The sequence below is a fragment of the Phytobacter palmae genome (genome assembly GCF_039409775.1).
Lineage (GTDB): Bacteria > Pseudomonadota > Gammaproteobacteria > Enterobacterales > Enterobacteriaceae > Phytobacter > Phytobacter palmae.
Genome location: NZ_JBCIVJ010000043.1, coordinates 1 through 18201, shown reverse-complemented (window position 1 = coordinate 18201; position 18201 = coordinate 1). Strand labels below are relative to the sequence as shown.

At 50.3% G+C, this 18201-nt stretch carries 16 protein-coding genes; 9 read left to right on the top strand and 7 right to left on the bottom strand.

Annotated features, from left to right (window positions below):
* On the bottom strand, positions 1-854 hold an 854-nt coding region (locus AAIG39_RS25140), incomplete at its 3' end, for a LysR family transcriptional regulator (RefSeq protein WP_343194993.1).
* Positions 855-952: 98 nt separating this feature from the next.
* Between AAIG39_RS25140 and AAIG39_RS25135 the strand changes: the two genes are divergently transcribed.
* Positions 953-1675, top strand: coding sequence for an SDR family oxidoreductase (locus AAIG39_RS25135; protein ID WP_249568931.1), 723 nt, complete (start codon positions 953-955; stop codon positions 1673-1675).
* Positions 1676-1965: 290 nt separating this feature from the next.
* Here the strand turns inward: AAIG39_RS25135 and AAIG39_RS25130 are convergent, their stop codons facing one another.
* Positions 1966-2685 carry an SDR family oxidoreductase gene (locus AAIG39_RS25130; RefSeq protein ID WP_343194992.1) on the bottom strand — a complete coding sequence of 240 codons (720 nt, stop codon included), beginning with the start codon at positions 2683-2685 and terminating at the stop codon, positions 1966-1968.
* Positions 2686-2821: 136 nt separating this feature from the next.
* On the opposite strand from AAIG39_RS25130, the gene AAIG39_RS25125 reads away from it, so the two are divergent.
* Positions 2822-3388: a TetR/AcrR family transcriptional regulator gene (locus tag AAIG39_RS25125; RefSeq protein ID WP_343194991.1), complete on the top strand. Its 567-nt coding sequence runs from the start codon at positions 2822-2824 to the stop codon at positions 3386-3388.
* A gap of 491 nt (positions 3389-3879) precedes the next feature.
* On the opposite strand, the gene silA is transcribed toward AAIG39_RS25125, so the two are convergent.
* From silA to AAIG39_RS25105, 4 genes are all read right to left on the bottom strand, one after another.
* On the bottom strand, positions 3880-7026 hold the full coding sequence (silA, locus tag AAIG39_RS25120; protein ID WP_343194990.1) for a Cu(+)/Ag(+) efflux RND transporter permease subunit SilA: 3147 nt from the start codon (positions 7024-7026) through the stop codon (positions 3880-3882).
* A 10-nt stretch (positions 7027-7036) separates the two neighbouring features.
* Complete coding sequence (locus AAIG39_RS25115) at positions 7037-8326, bottom strand: efflux RND transporter periplasmic adaptor subunit (protein ID WP_343194989.1); 1290 nt, start codon at positions 8324-8326, stop codon at positions 7037-7039.
* Between the two features lie 112 nt (positions 8327-8438).
* Positions 8439-8792 carry a cation efflux system protein CusF gene (cusF, locus tag AAIG39_RS25110; protein ID WP_090084786.1) on the bottom strand — a complete coding sequence of 118 codons (354 nt, stop codon included), beginning with the start codon at positions 8790-8792 and terminating at the stop codon, positions 8439-8441.
* A 29-nt stretch (positions 8793-8821) separates the two neighbouring features.
* Positions 8822-10207 carry an efflux transporter outer membrane subunit gene (locus AAIG39_RS25105; protein WP_343194988.1) on the bottom strand — a complete coding sequence of 462 codons (1386 nt, stop codon included), beginning with the start codon at positions 10205-10207 and terminating at the stop codon, positions 8822-8824.
* Between the two features lie 189 nt (positions 10208-10396).
* Between AAIG39_RS25105 and AAIG39_RS25100 the strand changes: the two genes are divergently transcribed.
* The 3 genes from AAIG39_RS25100 (at position 10397) to copM (ending at position 13091) form a co-directional block, all read left to right on the top strand.
* Positions 10397-11077 carry a copper/silver response regulator transcription factor gene (locus tag AAIG39_RS25100; RefSeq protein WP_090084790.1) on the top strand — a complete coding sequence of 227 codons (681 nt, stop codon included), beginning with the start codon at positions 10397-10399 and terminating at the stop codon, positions 11075-11077.
* Positions 11070-12545 carry a Cu(+)/Ag(+) sensor histidine kinase gene (locus tag AAIG39_RS25095; protein ID WP_343194987.1) on the top strand — a complete coding sequence of 492 codons (1476 nt, stop codon included), beginning with the start codon at positions 11070-11072 and terminating at the stop codon, positions 12543-12545. The genes AAIG39_RS25100 and AAIG39_RS25095 overlap by 8 nt, the downstream gene beginning before the upstream one ends.
* A gap of 195 nt (positions 12546-12740) precedes the next feature.
* A complete protein-coding gene (gene copM, locus AAIG39_RS25090) occupies positions 12741-13091 on the top strand; it encodes a CopM family metallochaperone (RefSeq protein WP_090084794.1) in 351 nt (116 codons plus the stop codon).
* A 127-nt stretch (positions 13092-13218) separates the two neighbouring features.
* Here copM and AAIG39_RS25085 read toward each other — a convergent pair whose 3' ends face one another.
* Positions 13219-14016 carry a helix-turn-helix domain-containing protein gene (locus AAIG39_RS25085; protein WP_343194986.1) on the bottom strand — a complete coding sequence of 266 codons (798 nt, stop codon included), beginning with the start codon at positions 14014-14016 and terminating at the stop codon, positions 13219-13221.
* A gap of 210 nt (positions 14017-14226) precedes the next feature.
* On the opposite strand from AAIG39_RS25085, the gene cfa reads away from it, so the two are divergent.
* From cfa to AAIG39_RS25065, 4 genes are all read left to right on the top strand, one after another.
* Positions 14227-15375, top strand: coding sequence for a cyclopropane fatty acyl phospholipid synthase (gene cfa / locus AAIG39_RS25080; protein ID WP_343194985.1), 1149 nt, complete (start codon positions 14227-14229; stop codon positions 15373-15375).
* Between the two features lie 91 nt (positions 15376-15466).
* Positions 15467-16186: a (Fe-S)-binding protein gene (locus tag AAIG39_RS25075; RefSeq protein WP_090084800.1), complete on the top strand. Its 720-nt coding sequence runs from the start codon at positions 15467-15469 to the stop codon at positions 16184-16186.
* A gap of 9 nt (positions 16187-16195) precedes the next feature.
* Positions 16196-17629, top strand: coding sequence for a LutB/LldF family L-lactate oxidation iron-sulfur protein (locus AAIG39_RS25070; protein WP_343194984.1), 1434 nt, complete (start codon positions 16196-16198; stop codon positions 17627-17629).
* On the top strand, positions 17629-18201 hold a 573-nt coding region (locus AAIG39_RS25065; RefSeq protein ID WP_343194983.1), incomplete at its 3' end, for a LutC/YkgG family protein. The genes AAIG39_RS25070 and AAIG39_RS25065, both read left to right, overlap by 1 nt.

Genomic DNA, 18201 nt, shown 5'->3' with positions numbered 1-18201 from the left:
CGCAGTTTGGGCGCCATATTTCGGCGTTGAGGAAAGTAAAGATAGAAGCCCGGAAAATAAGGAAGAAACGGGTCCAGCAATGAGATAAGTTGCCCTGTTTCAACAAAAGGTCTGAACGTATCCTCCGTGGCAAAGGTAATCCCGCCACCGGCAAGCGCGAGCCGCAACATCAGGCGAATATCGTTCGTCGTTATCTGTGGTTCAATCGCCAGGTTGAAAGGTTCACCCCCCTCCTCAAATTCCCAGCGATAAGGGGCAACATCTTTGGCAGGACGCCAGCCGATACAGCGATGGTGGATCAATTCACGGGGATGTACGGGTGCCTTATTCGCCGCCAGATACGCGGGCGAAGCAACCGCCATTTCGCGTTGCTTACCGGTAAGCGGGACGGCAATCATATCCTTTTCGATCACCTCCCCTAGCCTTACGCCGGCATCATAACCCGCCGCCACAATATCAAACTCTTCATCCGTCACGACAATATCAACCGTCACGGCTGGATTGGCTGCCGCAAACGAGGCGATCAGCGGACCGGAAAGGAACGCTTCGGCTATCGAGGTCACTGCGATCCGAAGGCATCCTCGCGGCATCGTGTCCGATGCCACTTCTTCGAAAGCCGCTTCAATACTCGATAACGGTGATGACAGGGATTCACGTAGCCTTTCTCCCGCTTCAGTCAGCGTTACTGAGCGCGTCGTTCGCATCACCAGCATTGTGCCGAATGCGTCCTCAAGCCGTCTTATTCCCTGGCTGACCGCCGATCGGGTGACGTCCAGGCGAGCCGCAGCGGCGCTGAAATTGCGCTCTTCTGCCACCGCGAGAAAAACAGGTAAAAGGTTAAGATCAATTTTCATTGTTTAACATTGCTAACCAGTGAGTCCAATGAATGCAGGATACTGGAACCAATCGTTAAGTTCTATGATCGTTTCGAACTCAACGAAAGGAGCATGCTATGAATAAAGTGATATTAATTACCGGCGCATCCAGCGGGATTGGAGAAGGTATTGCCAGAGAGCTCGGAAATGCAGGCGCGAAGGTATTATTGGGGGCTCGCAGACTGGAGCGTATCGAAACTATTGCCGAAGAAATACGCAGTGAGGGGGGTATTGCCCTGGCGCGGGAGTTAGATGTCACCAGCCGCTCATCAATGGCGGCCTTCGTGCAGGCAGCGCTTGACCAATGGGGCCGAATCGACGTGCTGATCAATAATGCGGGCGTTATGCCGCTTTCCCCGCTTGCTGCCGGCAAACAGGATGAGTGGGAACGCACTATCGACGTGAATATAAAAGGAGTGCTCTGGGGTATTGGCGCGGTTCTTCCTGTCATGGAAGCGCAGGGCTCCGGTCAGATAATCAATATAGGTTCTATTGGCGCCCTTGCTGTGGTGCCAACCGCCGCCGTCTATTGCGCTTCAAAATTCGCAGTACGCGCGATTTCAGATGGTTTACGTCAGGAAAGTTCGAATATTCGCGTGACCTGTGTCAATCCTGGCGTGGTCGAAAGTGAACTTGCCTCAACCATTACCCATACGGAAACGAAAGCAGCGATGGACGTATACCGTTCTGTTGCACTTAAACCTGCGGATATTGCCCGTGCCGTGCGGCAGGTCATCGAGGCTCCAGAAAGTGTTGATACAACAGAAATAACCATCAGACCAACGGCATCCCCCAACTGAATTACCTGACTGATGACTGCCGTTAATGTTTTTTATTTTGTACTGGATATGACCGGAGCATATTCGTCCCCCGGGTCTGCAGCCATCAAGGATAAGGAATAGCTTATCTCGCCTGTTGGTTTGCAGGCCCTGGTAATAACGCCGGTTTAGACTCCGGCTATGCGCGGAGTGCGCCGAATGTCCTGAAATATCTGGAGTAATATATGTGTTAAGGGAATAAAGAAACCCACCAGTGAGAGCTGGAAAGATGAGCCGGAAAGCAGAGTTCTGAGATATTTCCGGCTCGCAACTTACCAGGGTGTTCTGCCGTCAGGCCCTGTAAACGTTCCTGATTCATATCCTGCCAGCGCATAGTTAACCGGCAGCTTCGCCCCCTCATCTGGCGTCATTGTTCCATAGCCCGTGAGGTCCGTTTTCACAAACCCCGGACTGATGGAGTTAACCGTTATGCCAGTACCCTTTAGTTCCTCGTTCAGTTGAACGGTAAGCATATTCAGAGCGGCCTTCGAGGCGTTGTAGCCAATGAACTGCGCGGCATAATAGGTGGAGGTCGGGTCACCGTTCAGCGCAAGGGAGCCTAAAGAACTCGACACGTTGACTATCCGGGCCGCTGGTGCAGCGTGCAGCAGCGGCAGCATTGCCTGGGTGACTGCCAGGGTCCCGATAAAATTCGTTTCCATTACCTGGCGAACAGCCTCAATGGCAGCTTTGCCTGGGGGGCCATCGGCATGATCAAATACGCCGGCGTTGTTTACCAGAATGTCCAGCCTGCCAAATTCGGCGTGAATCGATGAAGCCGCAGCGACAATGCTGTCATGCCGGGTGATATCGAGCTCACAATATTGCGCGGACAGCCCCTGCGCCTTTAGCGCTTCAACAGCGGCGCGACCTCGCTCGTTATCCCGCGCCCCCATAATAACAATCACGCCCGCCTGCGCCAGCTGACGCGCAATCTCAAAACCAATGCCTTTATTAGCTCCGGTAACCAGAGCGATGCGTTGCTCATTCATTGATTATTTCCTCCGTACGCGATGAAGAGTTAATATATGAAGCATCATTCAGCTTTGGAATTCGCTTTTGGCCACCTCCAGCCACATCTCCTTAAAGCCCCGCAGAATGCCGCGTCAGGCTCGTGCAGCAGTGACAATGGACGCTATTTTTGAAGCGACTATTCAGCTTCTGGTTACGGACGGCATACACAGACTCACAACCACTCGCGTCGCCGAGCGGGCAGGCGTGTCCGTAGGAACGATGTATCAGTACTTTCCCCACAAAGAATCTCTGGTTTATGCCCTGAATGAACGTTATTTAGCCGCGCTTGCCGACAGGATTGAAATCACCTGTCACAACCAGCGTGGCGCGACGGTTAGCGCCATGACTGAGGCCTTAATCACAACCTACTGGCAGGCTAAAACAGAGCGCATTGAAGTGACAAAAGCGCTCTATCGCTCGGTGGCAGAGCTTGATAACCAGCCGCTGATTAACACGTTTGCCAGCCGGGTAAACCGCGCGACGATGGCGATGTTTGAGAGCGCCAGTGACATGAAGTTTCAGGATGTCAGCAACGTCAACCTGACGCTTATCACCGTCATATTTGGCACCGTGCGCAATCTGTTTGAGCAGGATCTGACCGCGGCACGTTCCGGCACCGTGCTCCGACAGCTCCTCATCATGTGCAATGCCTATCTTGAAACCATCAGCACGGTTGAGTAATAGTGTGTGGTGAGATCAAACATATAAATAAGTCTTAATTAAAATTATCGCGAAAATCTCTCAACGCTAAATTTGTATATTCTGTATGCGCAAAGTAGCGCGTAAGGAAATCGAAATTTAAGAGAGGCGATTTTATATTATTAAAGAGACGATACTCAACGACCACCGCTTTTGTCTGTTGAAAACCTCTTGCAAAACCGGATATCCCTCAGTGATATTGATGCTGTAATTTATTACCGCTCCTGTCTTTTACTATTGGGCCTATATTCAATTACAGTCTTATTAACTGGTGTTATGTCATCTGACTGAATATAACCTCAATTTCGCAAAATTTCGGTTAATATAAATAGACTCCTTTTCGCTCTATTTTCAATAAGATTATTGCGGCGTTGCTTGAGGTTCCCGTAACCAAAGCTCTGTCATCAGAAGTCACACCCGTTGAGTTTAAGAACCAAAAGTACCAAAACCATACGGGTGGTCTCCTTTCAGGATTATGAAACGCTTTTTCTGTATCTGCGCAGCCAGATTAATTTATAGGCAGCGGGAATAATGAACAGGGAGAGCAGCGGAGCCGTAATCATCCCACCAATCATTGGCGCAGCAATACGGCTCATGACTTCTGAGCCCGCTCCGGTTCCCCAGAGAATGGGCAGCAGACCTGCAATAATCACCGCTACGGTCATGGCTTTTGGCCGGACACGGAGTACGGCGCCATGATAAAGAGCGTCATCAAGACCTTGCGGCGTAAAAGTCTCACGGCGGGATAATTCCGGGTGAGCTTCAATGGCATGACGCAGGTACATCAGCATGACTACCCCAAACTCTGCCGCCACCCCGGCCAGCGCGATAAATCCGGTTCCGGTCGCCACTGACATATGGAAGCTCTGCCAGTACAGGAACCATATTCCACCGACAAGTGCGAACGGCAGACTCATCAGAATGAGTAAGGCTTCATCAACCCGACGGAATGCCAGAAACAATAGAACGAAAATGATCATCACGGTCATCGGCACCATCAGTTTCAGCTTTTTATTGGCATGCTCCAGCAATTCAAACTGTCCGGAAAATGAGACACTGGTCCCCGGTTTTAATTTAACGTTCTGGCTGATAACCGCCTTAAGATCGTTTACAACCGACACCATATCCCTGCCACGCGCATCAATATAAATCCAGCTGGCAGGTCGGGCATTTTCTGTTTTCAACATGGTTGGCCCGGAGACAACATTAATGTCAGCGACATCACCGAGGGTAATTTGTTGCTTCATCGGCGTCAGAACAGGCATCTGCTTTAGAGCCTGCGGACTGTTCCGGTAATCCTGGGGATAGCGGATATTAACCGGGTACCGTGCCACGCCTTCAACCGTTTCACTTACCATCGCGCCGCCGATGGCTGAGGAGACAAAGAGCTGCACATCCCCCACCGTCATGCCGTAACGGGATGCTTTCTCCCGGTTTATATCGACGTCTATGTAACGTCCACCTTGCAAACGTTCTGCAAGAGCAGAAACCACACCCGGCACGGTTTTGGCGACAGCTTCGATACTTTGTGCTGTCGCGTCAATATCCGACAGAACGGTTCCGGACACCTTGATACCTATCGGACTTTTGATCCCGGTTGAGAGCATATCAATACGGTTACGAATGGGCGGCACCCAGAGGTTAGCCAGGCCTGGCAAGCGAACCGTTGCATCGAGCTCTTCGATAATTTTGTCGAGCGTCATCCCGGGGCGCCACTGATCCTGTGGTTTCAGTTGAATGGTGGTTTCTACCATCTCAAGGGGCGCTGAATCCGTTGCAGTCTGCGCTTTGCCTGTTTTGCCAAAAACAGAGGCGACTTCCGGAACGGTTTTGATCAATTTGTCAGTGGTTTGTAAAAGTGCAGCAGCTTGTCCCGGAGAGACCCCCGGCAACGTCGACGGCATATACAGCAGGTCACCTTCATTTATCTTAGGCAGAAACTCCCCGCCCATCTGACTGAGTGGCCAGATAACCGTAAAGATAGATAAAGCGGCAACCAGCAGGGTTGTCTTCGGCCAGTGAAGCACCCGAAGCAATAAAGGATGATAGGCTTTGATCAGCAGCCGGTTCAGTGGGTTACTGGTTTCCGCAGGAATTTTTCCTCTGATCCACAATCCCATCAGGATAGGGATAACGACGATCGCCAGCGCAGCTGCTCCCGCCATGGAATAGGTTTTCGTGAAGGCCAGTGGACCAAATAATCGCCCTTCCTGCCCTTCCAGAGTAAAAACAGGGATGAACGATAATGTAATGATTAACAGGCTGATAAACAGTGCGGGCCCCACTTCAACAGAGGCGTTGGTGATAATTGTCCAGCGGGAGGCGTTGTCAATCTGCTCTCCCGGATGCTGATGATCCCACTCTTCCAGCCGTTTATGCGCATTTTCAATCATGACGATGGCAGCATCCACCATCGCCCCGACGGCAATGGCTATCCCCCCCAGCGACATAATATTGGCGTTCAGGCCCTGGAAGTGCATGACGATAAAGGCGATACAAAGGCCAAGCGGCAGAGAAATGATCGCAACCAGCGCAGAGCGCACATGCCAGAGAAATAATGCGCAGACAATGGCAACAACAATAAATTCTTCAAGGAGTTTTTGGCTCAGATTATCAATTGCCCGATCGATTAACTGGCTGCGATCGTAGGTGGTCACAATCTCCACACCTTCTGGCAAACTGGCCTTTAGCGTCTCCAGCTTATCTTTTACGGCCGTGATAACTTCCCGCGCATTTTTTCCCGATCGCAGGATCACGACCCCACCGGCAACTTCACCCTCCCCGTTCAGGTCCGCAATTCCGCGACGCATTTCCGGCCCCGTCTGTACGCGGGCAACGTCACGCAGATAAATGGGGACTCCGTTTTCACCGGTTTTCAGGACAATGTTATTGAAATCTTCAATGTTCCGGAGATAGCCGCTGGCCCGTACCATGTACTCCGCTTCCGCGATTTCAACGGATGAGCCACCGGCCTCCTGGTTGGATGATTCAAGCGCCTGTTTAACATCAGACAGCGTAATACCGTACTGGGCCAGTTTCATCGGATTCACCTGAACCTGATACTGCTTCACCACGCCGCCCACAGACGCAACCTCTGCGACGTTCGGGATGGTTTTCAGTTCAAATTTCAGGAACCAGTCCTGCAGGGAGCGCAATTCCGAGAGATCGTGTTTTCCACTGTGATCGACCAGAGCATATTCAAATATCCAGCCCACCCCCGTGGCATCAGGGCCAATTTCAGAACTCACGCCGCCAGGCAGTTTCCCCTGAACCTGATTAAGGTATTCAAGTACGCGGGACCGGGCCCAGTACAGATCGGTTCCGTCTTCAAAAATGACATACACATATGAATCACCGAACTGGGAAAAACCGCGCACAGTCTTTGCGCCCGGCACCGAGAGCATAGTGGTGGTGAGTGGATATGTAACCTGATTTTCAACAATCTGCGGGGCCTGGCCTGGATAGCTGGTTTTAATAATCACCTGCACATCAGATAAATCAGGTAGCGCATCCACAGGGGTGTTAATGATAGTCCAGGTTCCCCAGACGCTGAGGAAAAGCGCCCCCATCATGACCAGGAAACGGTTGGCGACTGACCGCCGGATAATCCATTCAATCATCGTCGCCTCCTCAATGACCTGACTGTGCGTTGTCAGGTTGGATCGACATATTCGGCATCGTTTCAGAATGGCGCATACGCTCCAGTGCTCCGGTAATATTGGCTTCGGAGTCAATAAGGAACAGACCACTCACTACCACCGTATCTCCTTCATTCAGGCCAGTGCCAATGCCCGTCTGCTGCTGTGATTCGTGCAGAACTTTAACCATTTTGGGGACAAAACGGCCTGCATCATCGACAGTAATTACGCGCTGCTCTTTCCCGGTATCTATCACGGCCTGGCTCGGAATGAGCAGCATCTCCTGGCTTTGTGTATTCAGTTTCAGCCAGGCATTCATGCCAGGCTTAAGGAGTTCGTCCCTGTTAGTTACCTGAAGACGGACCTGCAACGTGCGGGTGGTTTGATCCACACTGGGAAGGATGTTCCATTTTTCGACATGGAATGTTTTGTCCGGATAGGCCGGTACCGATATTTCAAACTGTGATGTATCTTTCAGCAGATAGGCGATGGATTCGGGCACTGCCGCGCTGATCCAGACCGGGTCCATCCCCTGTATCTGCGCCACTACTTTATCTTTCGAAATATTCATTCCGCTACGCAGATCAAACGCAGTAATGACGCCATCTATAGGCGCCTTAATGGTAAAACGGGTCTGGATACTCCGGGTTGTACGCAGCCTCTGGATATCCTCTTCCGGCATACCCGCCAGACGAAGCCGTTCCAGCACACCTTTAATTTGCGTGGACGTACCTCCGGTGCCGGATAAGAGGAGAAACTCACTTTGTGCCTCCACCCATTGCGGAATGGTGATATCGATAAGAGGAGTGCCTTTTTTTACATGATCCCCAATCGTCAGGGGATACACTTTTTCAACGAAGCCGTCAGAACGCGCTTGCACAATGACAAACTGATATTCGTTATAACTCACGTTGGCTGGGATTGTCTGGGAATAATTCAGCGTTCCGCGGGTGACTTTTTGCGTTTTTAATCCAAGGTTCTGGACCTGGGTTGGATCAATACGAATACCATCACTGCTTTTCTCGCCGTTTTCATCAGCATATTTGGGAATCAGATCCATATCCATAAAGGGTGATTTACCGGGTTTATCAAATTTGGTATCTGGTTTCATTGGGTCATACCAGAAAAGAACCCTTCGCTCCGATGCCGTCTTTTCTGTTTTCTCGCTTTTCATTATTTTTTCAGATGAGCTTAGATAATGATAAGCAGTAACAGATATCAGCCCTCCTGCTATGAGACTGCTGATAATCATTGCAGCATTTTTTATCTTTGAAGAAGCCATACAATTTCCCGCTAAAAAATCAAACCCCTGGCATATGCATCTGATTGTTAATGCATAGAGATGGCCTTATGAATATTCAGACACACATGAAGCATTCTCTCCTGACTGTCGATCAGGATTGGGTCTCTTTAATGCTTTTGAGCAAAGAGATATTTCCTTGCTGAACAAAAGTAAAATCAACGTGACTGCCAGTTTTCAGCGCAGTAATACTTTCGTCAGCATTAAGGAAGGTGAAGCGCATGGTCATTGCTGGCCAGCCGATGGCAGGGATAGCTTCATGGGAAATGGTTATTTTTTTACTGTTAAGGTCAATGTCTTTTATAATACCTGTCCCCTTGATAATTTGTTGTGGCACGGCGTCCCCGGCAGTATTCATTTCGCCGTGCTGATGTTCCTCAGCATGAATGCCTGCAGAAAAGAGTACGGAGAGTGCACCAAATAAAATTGCTTTAAGTGAGTTACGCATTTTTAAATTTCCTGTTTGATTGAATAAATTTACTCTACCCACCCGCCACCCAGTGCGGTGAAGAGATTAATTTCATTGACCTGTCGGGAATAGATAAGGTCGAGAATGGCTTGCTGCGTTGCGAACAGTGAGCGTTCTGCATCAAGCACTTCTATGTAACTAACGGCACCACTGGAATATAACCCTCTGGCACGCTGGAGGGTTATTTGTAACGAGGCAAGATAACGCTGCTGAGAGGCAAGTTGCTGGCTGATGCTCTCTCGCAGCGCGAGCGTATCGGCAACGTCCTTAAAGGCTGCCTGAATTTTTTGTTCGTAATTGACAACTGCCTGTTGCTGGCGAATTTCAGCCAGCTTCAGATTGGCTTTGTTCCTGCCAGCATTAAATATGGGGATTTCAATTTTAGGGATAAAATTCCACATCCCGCCGGCAGAGGTGAAGAGACTGGACAACTCCGTACTGCTTGCAGATAGACCACTTGTCAGGCTAATGGACGGGAAAAAGGCCGCACGTGCAGCGCCAATATTGGCATCAGCCGCTTTCAGTTGATATTCCGCCTCCATAATATCAGGGCGCTGAAGCAGGATTTGTGATGAGAGGTTCGCGGGCAGTTTTACTGGCTTGATAGCATTGTCTTTCATCCCTTTTTCTGACGCAAGCGCCCGATAAGTTCCCAGAACAAGTTGCAGTGCATTATTTGCCTTTGCCAGATCGCCTTCTCTTTTTGCAATCTCTGCGCGGGTGCTTTCAATTTGCCCCCGCGCCTGTTCAAGCGCCAGAACATTCGTACTCCCGGTTACCAGTTGTTGCTCAACGAAAGCCCAGGACTGTTCATAATTTTTCAGCGTTTCCCGTGCGATACGAAGTTGCTCATAAGCAAGTTGCTGGCTGAAATAACTCTGTGAAACGTTAGACACAAGCAGAATATGTACGGCACGACGAGCTTCTTCGCTGGCAAAATAGTTCTGTCTGTCAGACTCGCTCATATTCCTGAGTTTGCCGAAAAAATCGAGTTCATAGTTGAGATCCACGCCAGCGTCGTACTGCTGAGTTGTCGGTTTGTCACTTTTCAGACCACCGTTATAAGTGATATCTGACGATGCATTCAGTTGTGGATAACGGTCCGCATTCGTCACGTTATATTGCGCCCGGGCCTCTTCAACCTTCAGAGTGGCCATTTTCAAATCACGATTATTATTCAGTGCCTCCGCGATCAAGCGGGTAACCTGGGGGTCGACAAAAAAGTTACGCCATCCGGCGTCCTGATAGCCGTTCATCGCGGGCGTCAGGTTGTTGCGGGAAAGGGAAAATTGTTGTGGTACCGGCGCTGCCGGGCGCTGATACTCAGGTGCCAGTGAGACGCAACCTGCCAGAATCAATATTGTGCTGATGCTAAGTAGTTTTAATTTGAGCATGTCGTTTCTCGCCCAGGCACCCCTGGTAAATGGTTCAAGCGATATACGCAAAAAGAATGAAGCTACTGTAACGACAGCACTCTGTTTGACGGGTGACAGGATAATGACAATGTTGTCATTTTTACTTTAAGCCGTTGATAACAGACTTACGCTCACTAGAATGGCAGGGAAAGGCTTACAGGGGATAAGATGAAAATACTGATCGTTGAAGATGAAATCAAAACAGGTGAGTACCTCAGCAAAGGACTTACCGAGGCCGGATTCGTGGTCGATCACGCCGACAATGGTCTGACCGGATATCATCTCGCCATGACGGCAGAATATGATTTGCTGATACTGGATATCATGCTCCCCGATGTGAATGGCTGGGATATCATACGCATGCTTCGTACTGCGGGTAAGGGAATGCCGGTGTTATTACTCTCGGCCCTCGGTACTATTGAGCATCGGGTCAAAGGGCTTGAGCTTGGTGCAGATGACTATCTGGTTAAACCCTTTGCGTTCGCCGAACTTCTGGCGCGTGTCAGAACTCTCCTGCGACGTGGTAATACGGTGATATCTGCAAGCCAGTTTACGGTTGCCGATCTGACGCTTGATCTTGTGTCAAGGAAGGTCAACAGGGCAGGAAACCGTATTCTGTTAACCAGTAAGGAGTTCAGCCTGCTGGAGTTTTTCATTCGTCACCAGGGAGAAGTGTTGCCCCGCTCCCTGATAGCATCCCAGGTCTGGGACATGAATTTTGATAGTGACACTAACGCAATTGACGTCGCGGTAAAGCGGCTTCGGGCGAAGATAGACAATGATTACGAACTGAAACTGATCCAGACGGTCCGCGGCGTTGGATACATGCTGGAGGTCCCGGATGCCTGACAAACCCTCCAGACGTCCATTCTCTCTTGCCCTGAGGCTGACTTTTTTTATCAGCCTCTCCACGATAATGGCTTTTATCGCATTTACCTGGTTCATGCTGCATTCCGTTGAAAATCATTTTGCCGAACAGGATGTCAGCGATCTGCAGCAAATTAGCGCCACGATGCACCGTTTATTGCAATCTCCGGCTGAAACTGATGAGAAAAAGATCAATAAAATTAAGGAATCGATAGCCAGTTACCGCAACGTTGCCGTTTTGCTTCTTAATTCCCAGGGCGAGGTATTGTTCAGTTCGGCGCAAGGGGCAGCATTACGCCCGGCCGTGAATACGACAGATTTCAGCGAGCATAGCCGCGCGCGGGATGTTTTTCTCTGGACAGTGGAAGATCCTGCCCGACCTATGCACTCCTCCTCTGAGATGAAAATGGAAACCTACAGGATAATTGCCTCCTCCGGGGTGACGGCATTTCAAGGGAAGAACCAGAACTACGTCATGCTTATCGGGCTCTCCATCAATTTCCATCTTCACTATCTCGATGCGCTGAAAAAGAATCTCGTTGCCATTGCCGCTGTCATCAGCCTGCTGATCATTCTCATTATACGGATTGCCGTTCGTCAGGGTCACCTGCCCCTGCGTAACGTCAGCAATGCGATCAAAAATATCACCTCTGAAAATCTTGATGCCAGGCTTGAACCGTCACGCGTTCCCATTGAGCTGGAACAACTGGTCATCTCATTCAATCATATGATTGAAAAAATTGAGGATGTCTTTACCCGCCAGGCCAATTTCTCTGCGGATATCGCCCACGAAATCAGAACCCCTGTCACCAATCTGGTGACGCAAACCGAAATTGCACTGAGTCAGGAGCGGACACAGAAGGAGCTTGAGGATGTGCTTTACTCGAGCCTTGAAGAGTATAACCGGATGACAAAGATGGTCAGCGATATGCTTTTCCTGGCACAGGCTGACAATAATCAGTTGATTCCTGACAGGGTAATCTTTGATTTGAGTACGGAAGTCATTAAAGTTTTTGATTTCTTCGAAGCCTGGGCGGAAGAGCGCAACATAACGCTGAGGTTCAATGGTATACCCTGCCTGATAGAAGGGGATCCGCAGATGTTCAGAAGAGCAATCAACAATCTGCTATCCAATGCATTACGCTATACACCGGAGGGCGAGGCAGTAACCGTTTCGATCAGAAAAGAGGAAAGCCATTTTGACCTCATCATCGAAAATCCGGGAAAACCCATTCCTGAGGAACATTTGCCAAGACTGTTTGACCGCTTTTATCGGGTGGACCCCTCAAGGCAAAGAAAAGGAGAAGGCAGCGGTATTGGTCTTGCCATTGTGAAATCAATCGTGACCGCACACCATGGAAAAGTCCACGTGGAATCGGATGTTCATTCAACACGTTTCATATTATCAGTACCAGGACTCGACAGCGTAAACTCAGCAAGCCAGCACTGATTTTATGCAATAAAAATGACAAAGATGTCATCAGCTCGTCACGCGGTTAACAGACGTTGTTCGCTATAATCCTTACAACTTATCAGATGTAATTTTCCTTAACCGAATATGTGGCTATCTTTTTCCCCGTAAGGGGGTCTTTTTATCTCTCTTGGCTACAATTACCGGGTCTCCATCTCATAAAGGATGTAGTTTATGAAAATCAAAAACGCCTTTTTTGTCATAGCCATGTTATCTCTGCCAGCAATATCGGCCGAACACTCAGGCATGAAAATGTCTGATATGGGATCATCGGCATCGTCACAGGAATATATGGCTGGCATGCAAGGTATGCATGAAAAAATGATGGCTGCCGTTAAAGAACCCGATCCTGATAAAGCGTTTGCTAAAGGAATGATCGCGCATCATGAAGGTGCGATAGAAATGGCTGAAACCGAGCTTAAATACGGAAAAGACCCCGAAATGAGAAAGCTTGCGCAGGACATCATAAAAGCGCAGAAAGCTGAAATCGAGCAGATGAACAGATGGGTCCGCGATCATAAATAAAGTTTACTGATGGCCAGAGTGCAAAATAACCGAAATATGTTTCCGTGCAGTGGAAGTTGTTAATCATAAAATAAAAACCCCGATTTATTTCGGGTTTTTTATTTAATGGCTCTGCTCTGCGAGTGATTTAATACCGTGTCGGCGGCACGCCGAACATAGCGCGAAAAGCAAAGGTGAATGCGGCCGGGCTTGAATAGCCCAGATCAAGCGCAACCTGAGTGACACTACGCTTGTTTTTTAGCATCACGACGGATTCCAGCAGGCGCACGCGTTTTTTCCATTCGCTAAAGGCCACCCCGGTCTCCTTTTTGAAGCGACGTGAAAAAGTGCGCACCGACATACCGCTATCAGAGGCCCATTTCTCAATACTATGCGTTTCGCCCGGCGTTTTTTGGATCTGGCTGCAGACTCTTATCAGTAAAGGTGAGCCCGGCCATGATATTGAGAGACCGGCATCCGGCAACCGCCTGAGTAACGAAATCAACACCTGCACAAGTTGCCCATCTTCACCTTCATCGTCATACCGTTCCGGCACATTCCGGGTCGCGTAATGAATAAACTCCCGCACGAAATCACTGACCACTACCACTTTGCTGCCACTGAAAGCTATGGTGGCGAAATCGGCTTCAACATAGAGGCTTTCCAGCAGCACGTCGCTGGTGGCAAGAATACGGTGCGGCACATGCGCCGGGATCCATACCCCATAAAGAACAGGCACCACCAGCGTCTTGCCTTCAATTTCCACTCGCATACTGCCCTTGCGCGCATAGAGAAATTCAGCGAAGGGATGCTCATGCCTGTCCACGCCCGTATCGTCCATCAAAGGGTAGCTGCGAAAGTAAACCGCGCGAGGTAATTCCATTAACACGGGTGCAGGCTGGCCGCACTCAGGCTGACGCGGCGGTAATACTAACTTTGAGCACATAAGCACCTGGCCTCTATTCGATGAAGTTTGTCTTGATAGCACAGCGCAGACAAGGCGGGTTTACTGAATAATGAAGCGGTCATAAATCGGTTTCACCCGTCATGAATAATTTACCAGCCATCTGCCTGAGGGATAAGCCTTTTCGCTCGGATTGACTGGCGTGACAGGGATTTTTTCTGACTGGCAACACGCCACGTTAAAGGAGAGATGATGGCTAATGAATGTACTGTCGATGTGATAAGCAAACCAGACCACTGGCTGCGGATTGTGCAAGACCTGCTATCACAGGCGGGAGTTGTTATTAATGGGCCTGAACCCTGGGATATTCGGGTGCACGATAATCGTTTTTTTAAACGGGTATTACAACAAGGTTCGCTCGGTCTGGGTGAAAGTTATATGGACGGCTGGTGGGACTGCAAACGGCTCGACCTCTTTTTTGATAAATTGCTCCGAGCCCGGCTGGATGAACAGCGCCCCGCCAGATTTACCGATCTTCTGCGCATCGCGTATGCCCGTCTTATCAATCCGCAGTCACGCAAACGCGCCTGGCAAGTCGGCGAAGTACATTACGATCTCGGTAATGACCTCTTTAGCCGTATGCTCGATCCCCATATGCAATACTCCTGCGGCTACTGGAAAGAGGCCGATGAGTTATTTGCCGCCCAGGAAAACAAGCTGGCCCTGATTTGCGAGAAACTACAGCTTAAGCCAGGCATGACAATGCTGGATATTGGCTGCGGCTGGGGTGGTTTAGCAGAATACGCGGCGCACCATTATGGGGTGCGTGTGGAAGGCATTACGATTTCAGCAGAGCAAAAAGCTTACGCCGAGCGCCTCAGTGCCGGAAAGGATGTTCACATCCTGCTCCAGGATTACCGCGATCTGAATAAACAATATGATCGTATCGTTTCTGTCGGTATGTTCGAGCATGTCGGGCCGAAAAATTACGCGACGTATTTCAAGGCGGTAGATCGTTGTCTGAAACCTGATGGTCTTTTTCTGTTGCATTCCATCGGTTCAAATAAAACCCAACATAATGTTGATGCCTGGATCAATAAATATATATTTCCTAACGGTTGCCTGCCCTCTGTAAAACAAATCGCTGAGGCCAGCGAACCCTATTTCGTCATAGAAGATTTGCATAACTTCGGCGCTGATTATGATAGGACCCTGATGGCATGGCACAGTCGCTTCAATAAGGCCTGGCCGGAATTGTCCGGGAATTACTCTCTGAAATTTTATCGTATGTTCAACTATTACCTCACCGCCTGCGCGGGCGCATTTCGCGCCAGAAATATTCAACTCTGGCAACTGGTGCTAAGCCGTGGTGTCACCGGCGGGCTGCGCGTGGCTCGCTAGATACATCATTTAATAAGGTGATTAAAAACACCATCATGGTCAGTCTGATTTAAAAGAGGCGGGCCATTACATTTTCCGGAAGCAAAATAATATGAACGTTAATTTCTTTGTGACCTGCATTGGAGACGCGTTTAAATCACGAATGGCGCGAAATAGTGTCCTGCTACTTGAGCAACTGGGGTGTTATGTCCAGTTTCCTGAACATCAGGGTTGTTGTGGTCAACCGGCAATCAATAGCGGCTACATTACCGATGCGTTGCCAGGCATGAAAGCGCAGATTACCGCTCTTGAGATCAATGACGATCCGATTATCTCTCCCGCCGGGTCGTGTATGAACGCAATTCGCCACTATCAGGACTGGCTAAGCGATGAACCAGAATGGGCAATGCGCGCGGCAAGAATCGCCAGTCGAATGGTTGATCTGACCTCTTTTATCGTTAACCAGCTTGGCGTGACGGACGTCGGGGCACGCCTGCCGGGGCGGGCTGTTTATCACCCTTCGTGCAGTCTGTTTCGCAAACTTGGTGTTCGCGATGAACCTCTGGCTCTGTTACGTGAAGTTCGTGAACTGGAAATCATCCCGTTTAGCGCCCAGGAGACCTGTTGCGGTTTTGGCGGCACTTTCTCGGTCAAAATGGCCGGGATTTCCGGAGAGATGGTGAAGGAAAAGGTTGCGCATCTTATGGAGGCCAGACCGGATTATCTGATTGGCGCAGATGCCAGTTGCCTTATTAATATTGGCGGTCGCTTACAGCGCGAAGGCCACCACGTCCGTGTGCTCCACATCGCCGATGTGCTGATGAGCCGCTAAGGAAGCGATATGTTTCTTAAAACCAGTAACCTTCCGTTTTACGATCGGGTACAGCAGCAAATCGACGATCCGGTGATGCGCCGTGCTGTCGCAAACGCGCAGGATCGCATTGGCATTAATCGCCAGAAAATGATCGACGAACTTGAAAACTGGCCAGACTGGCGTTCCCGTGCCGCAGATATTCGCGCCCATGTTCTTGAGAATCTGGATGCTTATCTCTATCAGCTAAGTGAAAAAGTCACCGCGAATGGCGGCAAGGTATTCTTCGCCAACACGCGGGAAGATGCCACCCGCTACATTTTGCAGATTGCGCAGCAGAAACATGCCCGCAAAATCGTTAAATCGAAATCGATGGTAACCGAAGAGATCGGAATGAATGCCGCGCTGGAGACGGCAGGGATTGAGGTCGTTGAAACCGATCTGGGCGAGTATATTCTGCAACTGGCCAAAGACGCCCCATCGCATGTGGTTGTCCCTGCCATCCATAAAGATCGCCATCAAATTCAGCGTATCTTGCGGGAGAAACTGGGCTACGACGGCGCCGAAACCCCGGAAGCGATGACGCGCTTTATTCGACAAAAGATCCGCGAAGATTTCCTCACTGCCGATATCGGCATTACCGGATGTAATTTTGCGGTAGCGGAAACCGGGACGCTCAGCCTGGTGAGCAACGAGGGTAATGCCCGCCTCTGTACCACCGTGCCGCGAACACATATTGCCGTGATGGGCATGGAGCGCGTGGTTCCCTCATTTGCAGAGCTGGACATCATCCTGACCATGCTGGCTCGCAGCGCCGTGGGTGCCCGCCTGACCGGATACAATACCTGGCTTACGGGTCCCGGTGGCTCGTCGGAAAGCGACGGGCCTGAGGAACTCCATCTGGTGATTGTCGATAATGGCCGTTCGCGCGTGCTGGGGTCTCCTTTTCAGGATATCTTGCGCTGTATACGTTGCGGTGCCTGTATGAATACCTGCCCTGCCTACCGTCATATCGGCGGGCACGGCTACGGTTCAATTTATCCTGGCCCTGTTGGCGCGGTGCTCTCACCGCTGCTCGGCGGCTATGAGGATTTCAAAAACCTGCCCTATGCCTGTTCATTATGCACTGCCTGTGATGATGTCTGTCCGGTTCGTATTCCCCTGTCTTCATTAATTCTTGAGCACCGCCGAACGCTTGCTGAAAGTGGCATGACGCCCGCGATGGAACGTCACACAGTGCATCTGTTCAATTACGCTAACCGCCACCACGCCTTATGGAAGGTTGGTATGGTGGCGGGCGCACGCGCGGCACAGTTGATGATTCGTAACGGGAAGATGCCCTTTAGCATCGCCGCTATCCGCAAGTGGACGCAAACACGGGATCTGCCACAGGCGGATGGGGAGAGTTTTCGCAGTTGGTTCAAAGCGCATCAAAAGCAGCGTAAAAACGGGGAGGATTCCTGATGGAAAACCGCGATGCCTTCTTGCAACAGATTGCCCGCCAGCTCGGCCGCGAGCCACGGCAAATCCCTCATCCATTACCCGTTACCCACTCTGCGCCGCTGAGAAGCCGTTATGCCGAAAAAACAGAAGAGCAGCCTTGCGACAGTTTCATGGAATTTGCCTCACAGATGATGCAGGTCCACTGCGAACGGGCCCCTCTTGCCACCCTCTCGCAGGTCGCCGAAGGTCTCTGTAAGCAGTATGGCGGCGGCCCGTTACTGATTAGCGGCGACGCCCGACTGGCGAAAACGGGCATCACAGCGCACCTGCAGAAGTCATTCCCGATGAATTGCTGGGCCTCGCCGGGAAGAGAAGACAACCTGCGCAAAGCCGCTGAGGCCAACATTGGCGTGGTCTTCGCCGAATACGGTCTGTGTGAAACAGGTGGCGTGGTCCTGTTTTCTTCGCCCTGGCAAGGACGTGCCATCAGCCTGCTTCCCCCGACGACGCTGTTTGTTATCTACAAAAGCCGGTTACTGCCTGGCGTTACGCAACTGGCTGAGATCCTTCGCCAGCGGGTACAGTCAGGAGAA

Coding starts and splice junctions, on each gene's coding strand:
- AAIG39_RS25085 (WP_343194986.1), bottom strand. CDS start 14,016: ATGTGCTCAAAGTTAGTATTACCGCCGCGTCAGCCTGAGTGCGGCCAG.
- copM (WP_090084794.1), top strand. CDS start 12,741: ATGAAAATCAAAAACGCCTTTTTTGTCATAGCCATGTTATCTCTGCCA.
- AAIG39_RS25075 (WP_090084800.1), top strand. CDS start 15,467: ATGAACGTTAATTTCTTTGTGACCTGCATTGGAGACGCGTTTAAATCA.
- silA (WP_343194990.1), bottom strand. CDS start 7,026: ATGATTGAATGGATTATCCGGCGGTCAGTCGCCAACCGTTTCCTGGTC.
- AAIG39_RS25125 (WP_343194991.1), top strand. CDS start 2,822: ATGGACGCTATTTTTGAAGCGACTATTCAGCTTCTGGTTACGGACGGC.
- cusF (WP_090084786.1), bottom strand. CDS start 8,792: ATGCGTAACTCACTTAAAGCAATTTTATTTGGTGCACTCTCCGTACTC.
- AAIG39_RS25105 (WP_343194988.1), bottom strand. CDS start 10,207: ATGCTCAAATTAAAACTACTTAGCATCAGCACAATATTGATTCTGGCA.
- AAIG39_RS25135 (WP_249568931.1), top strand. CDS start 953: ATGAATAAAGTGATATTAATTACCGGCGCATCCAGCGGGATTGGAGAA.
- cfa (WP_343194985.1), top strand. CDS start 14,227: ATGGCTAATGAATGTACTGTCGATGTGATAAGCAAACCAGACCACTGG.
- AAIG39_RS25115 (WP_343194989.1), bottom strand. CDS start 8,326: ATGGCTTCTTCAAAGATAAAAAATGCTGCAATGATTATCAGCAGTCTC.
- AAIG39_RS25130 (WP_343194992.1), bottom strand. CDS start 2,685: ATGAATGAGCAACGCATCGCTCTGGTTACCGGAGCTAATAAAGGCATT.
- AAIG39_RS25095 (WP_343194987.1), top strand. CDS start 11,070: ATGCCTGACAAACCCTCCAGACGTCCATTCTCTCTTGCCCTGAGGCTG.
- AAIG39_RS25100 (WP_090084790.1), top strand. CDS start 10,397: ATGAAAATACTGATCGTTGAAGATGAAATCAAAACAGGTGAGTACCTC.
- AAIG39_RS25070 (WP_343194984.1), top strand. CDS start 16,196: ATGTTTCTTAAAACCAGTAACCTTCCGTTTTACGATCGGGTACAGCAG.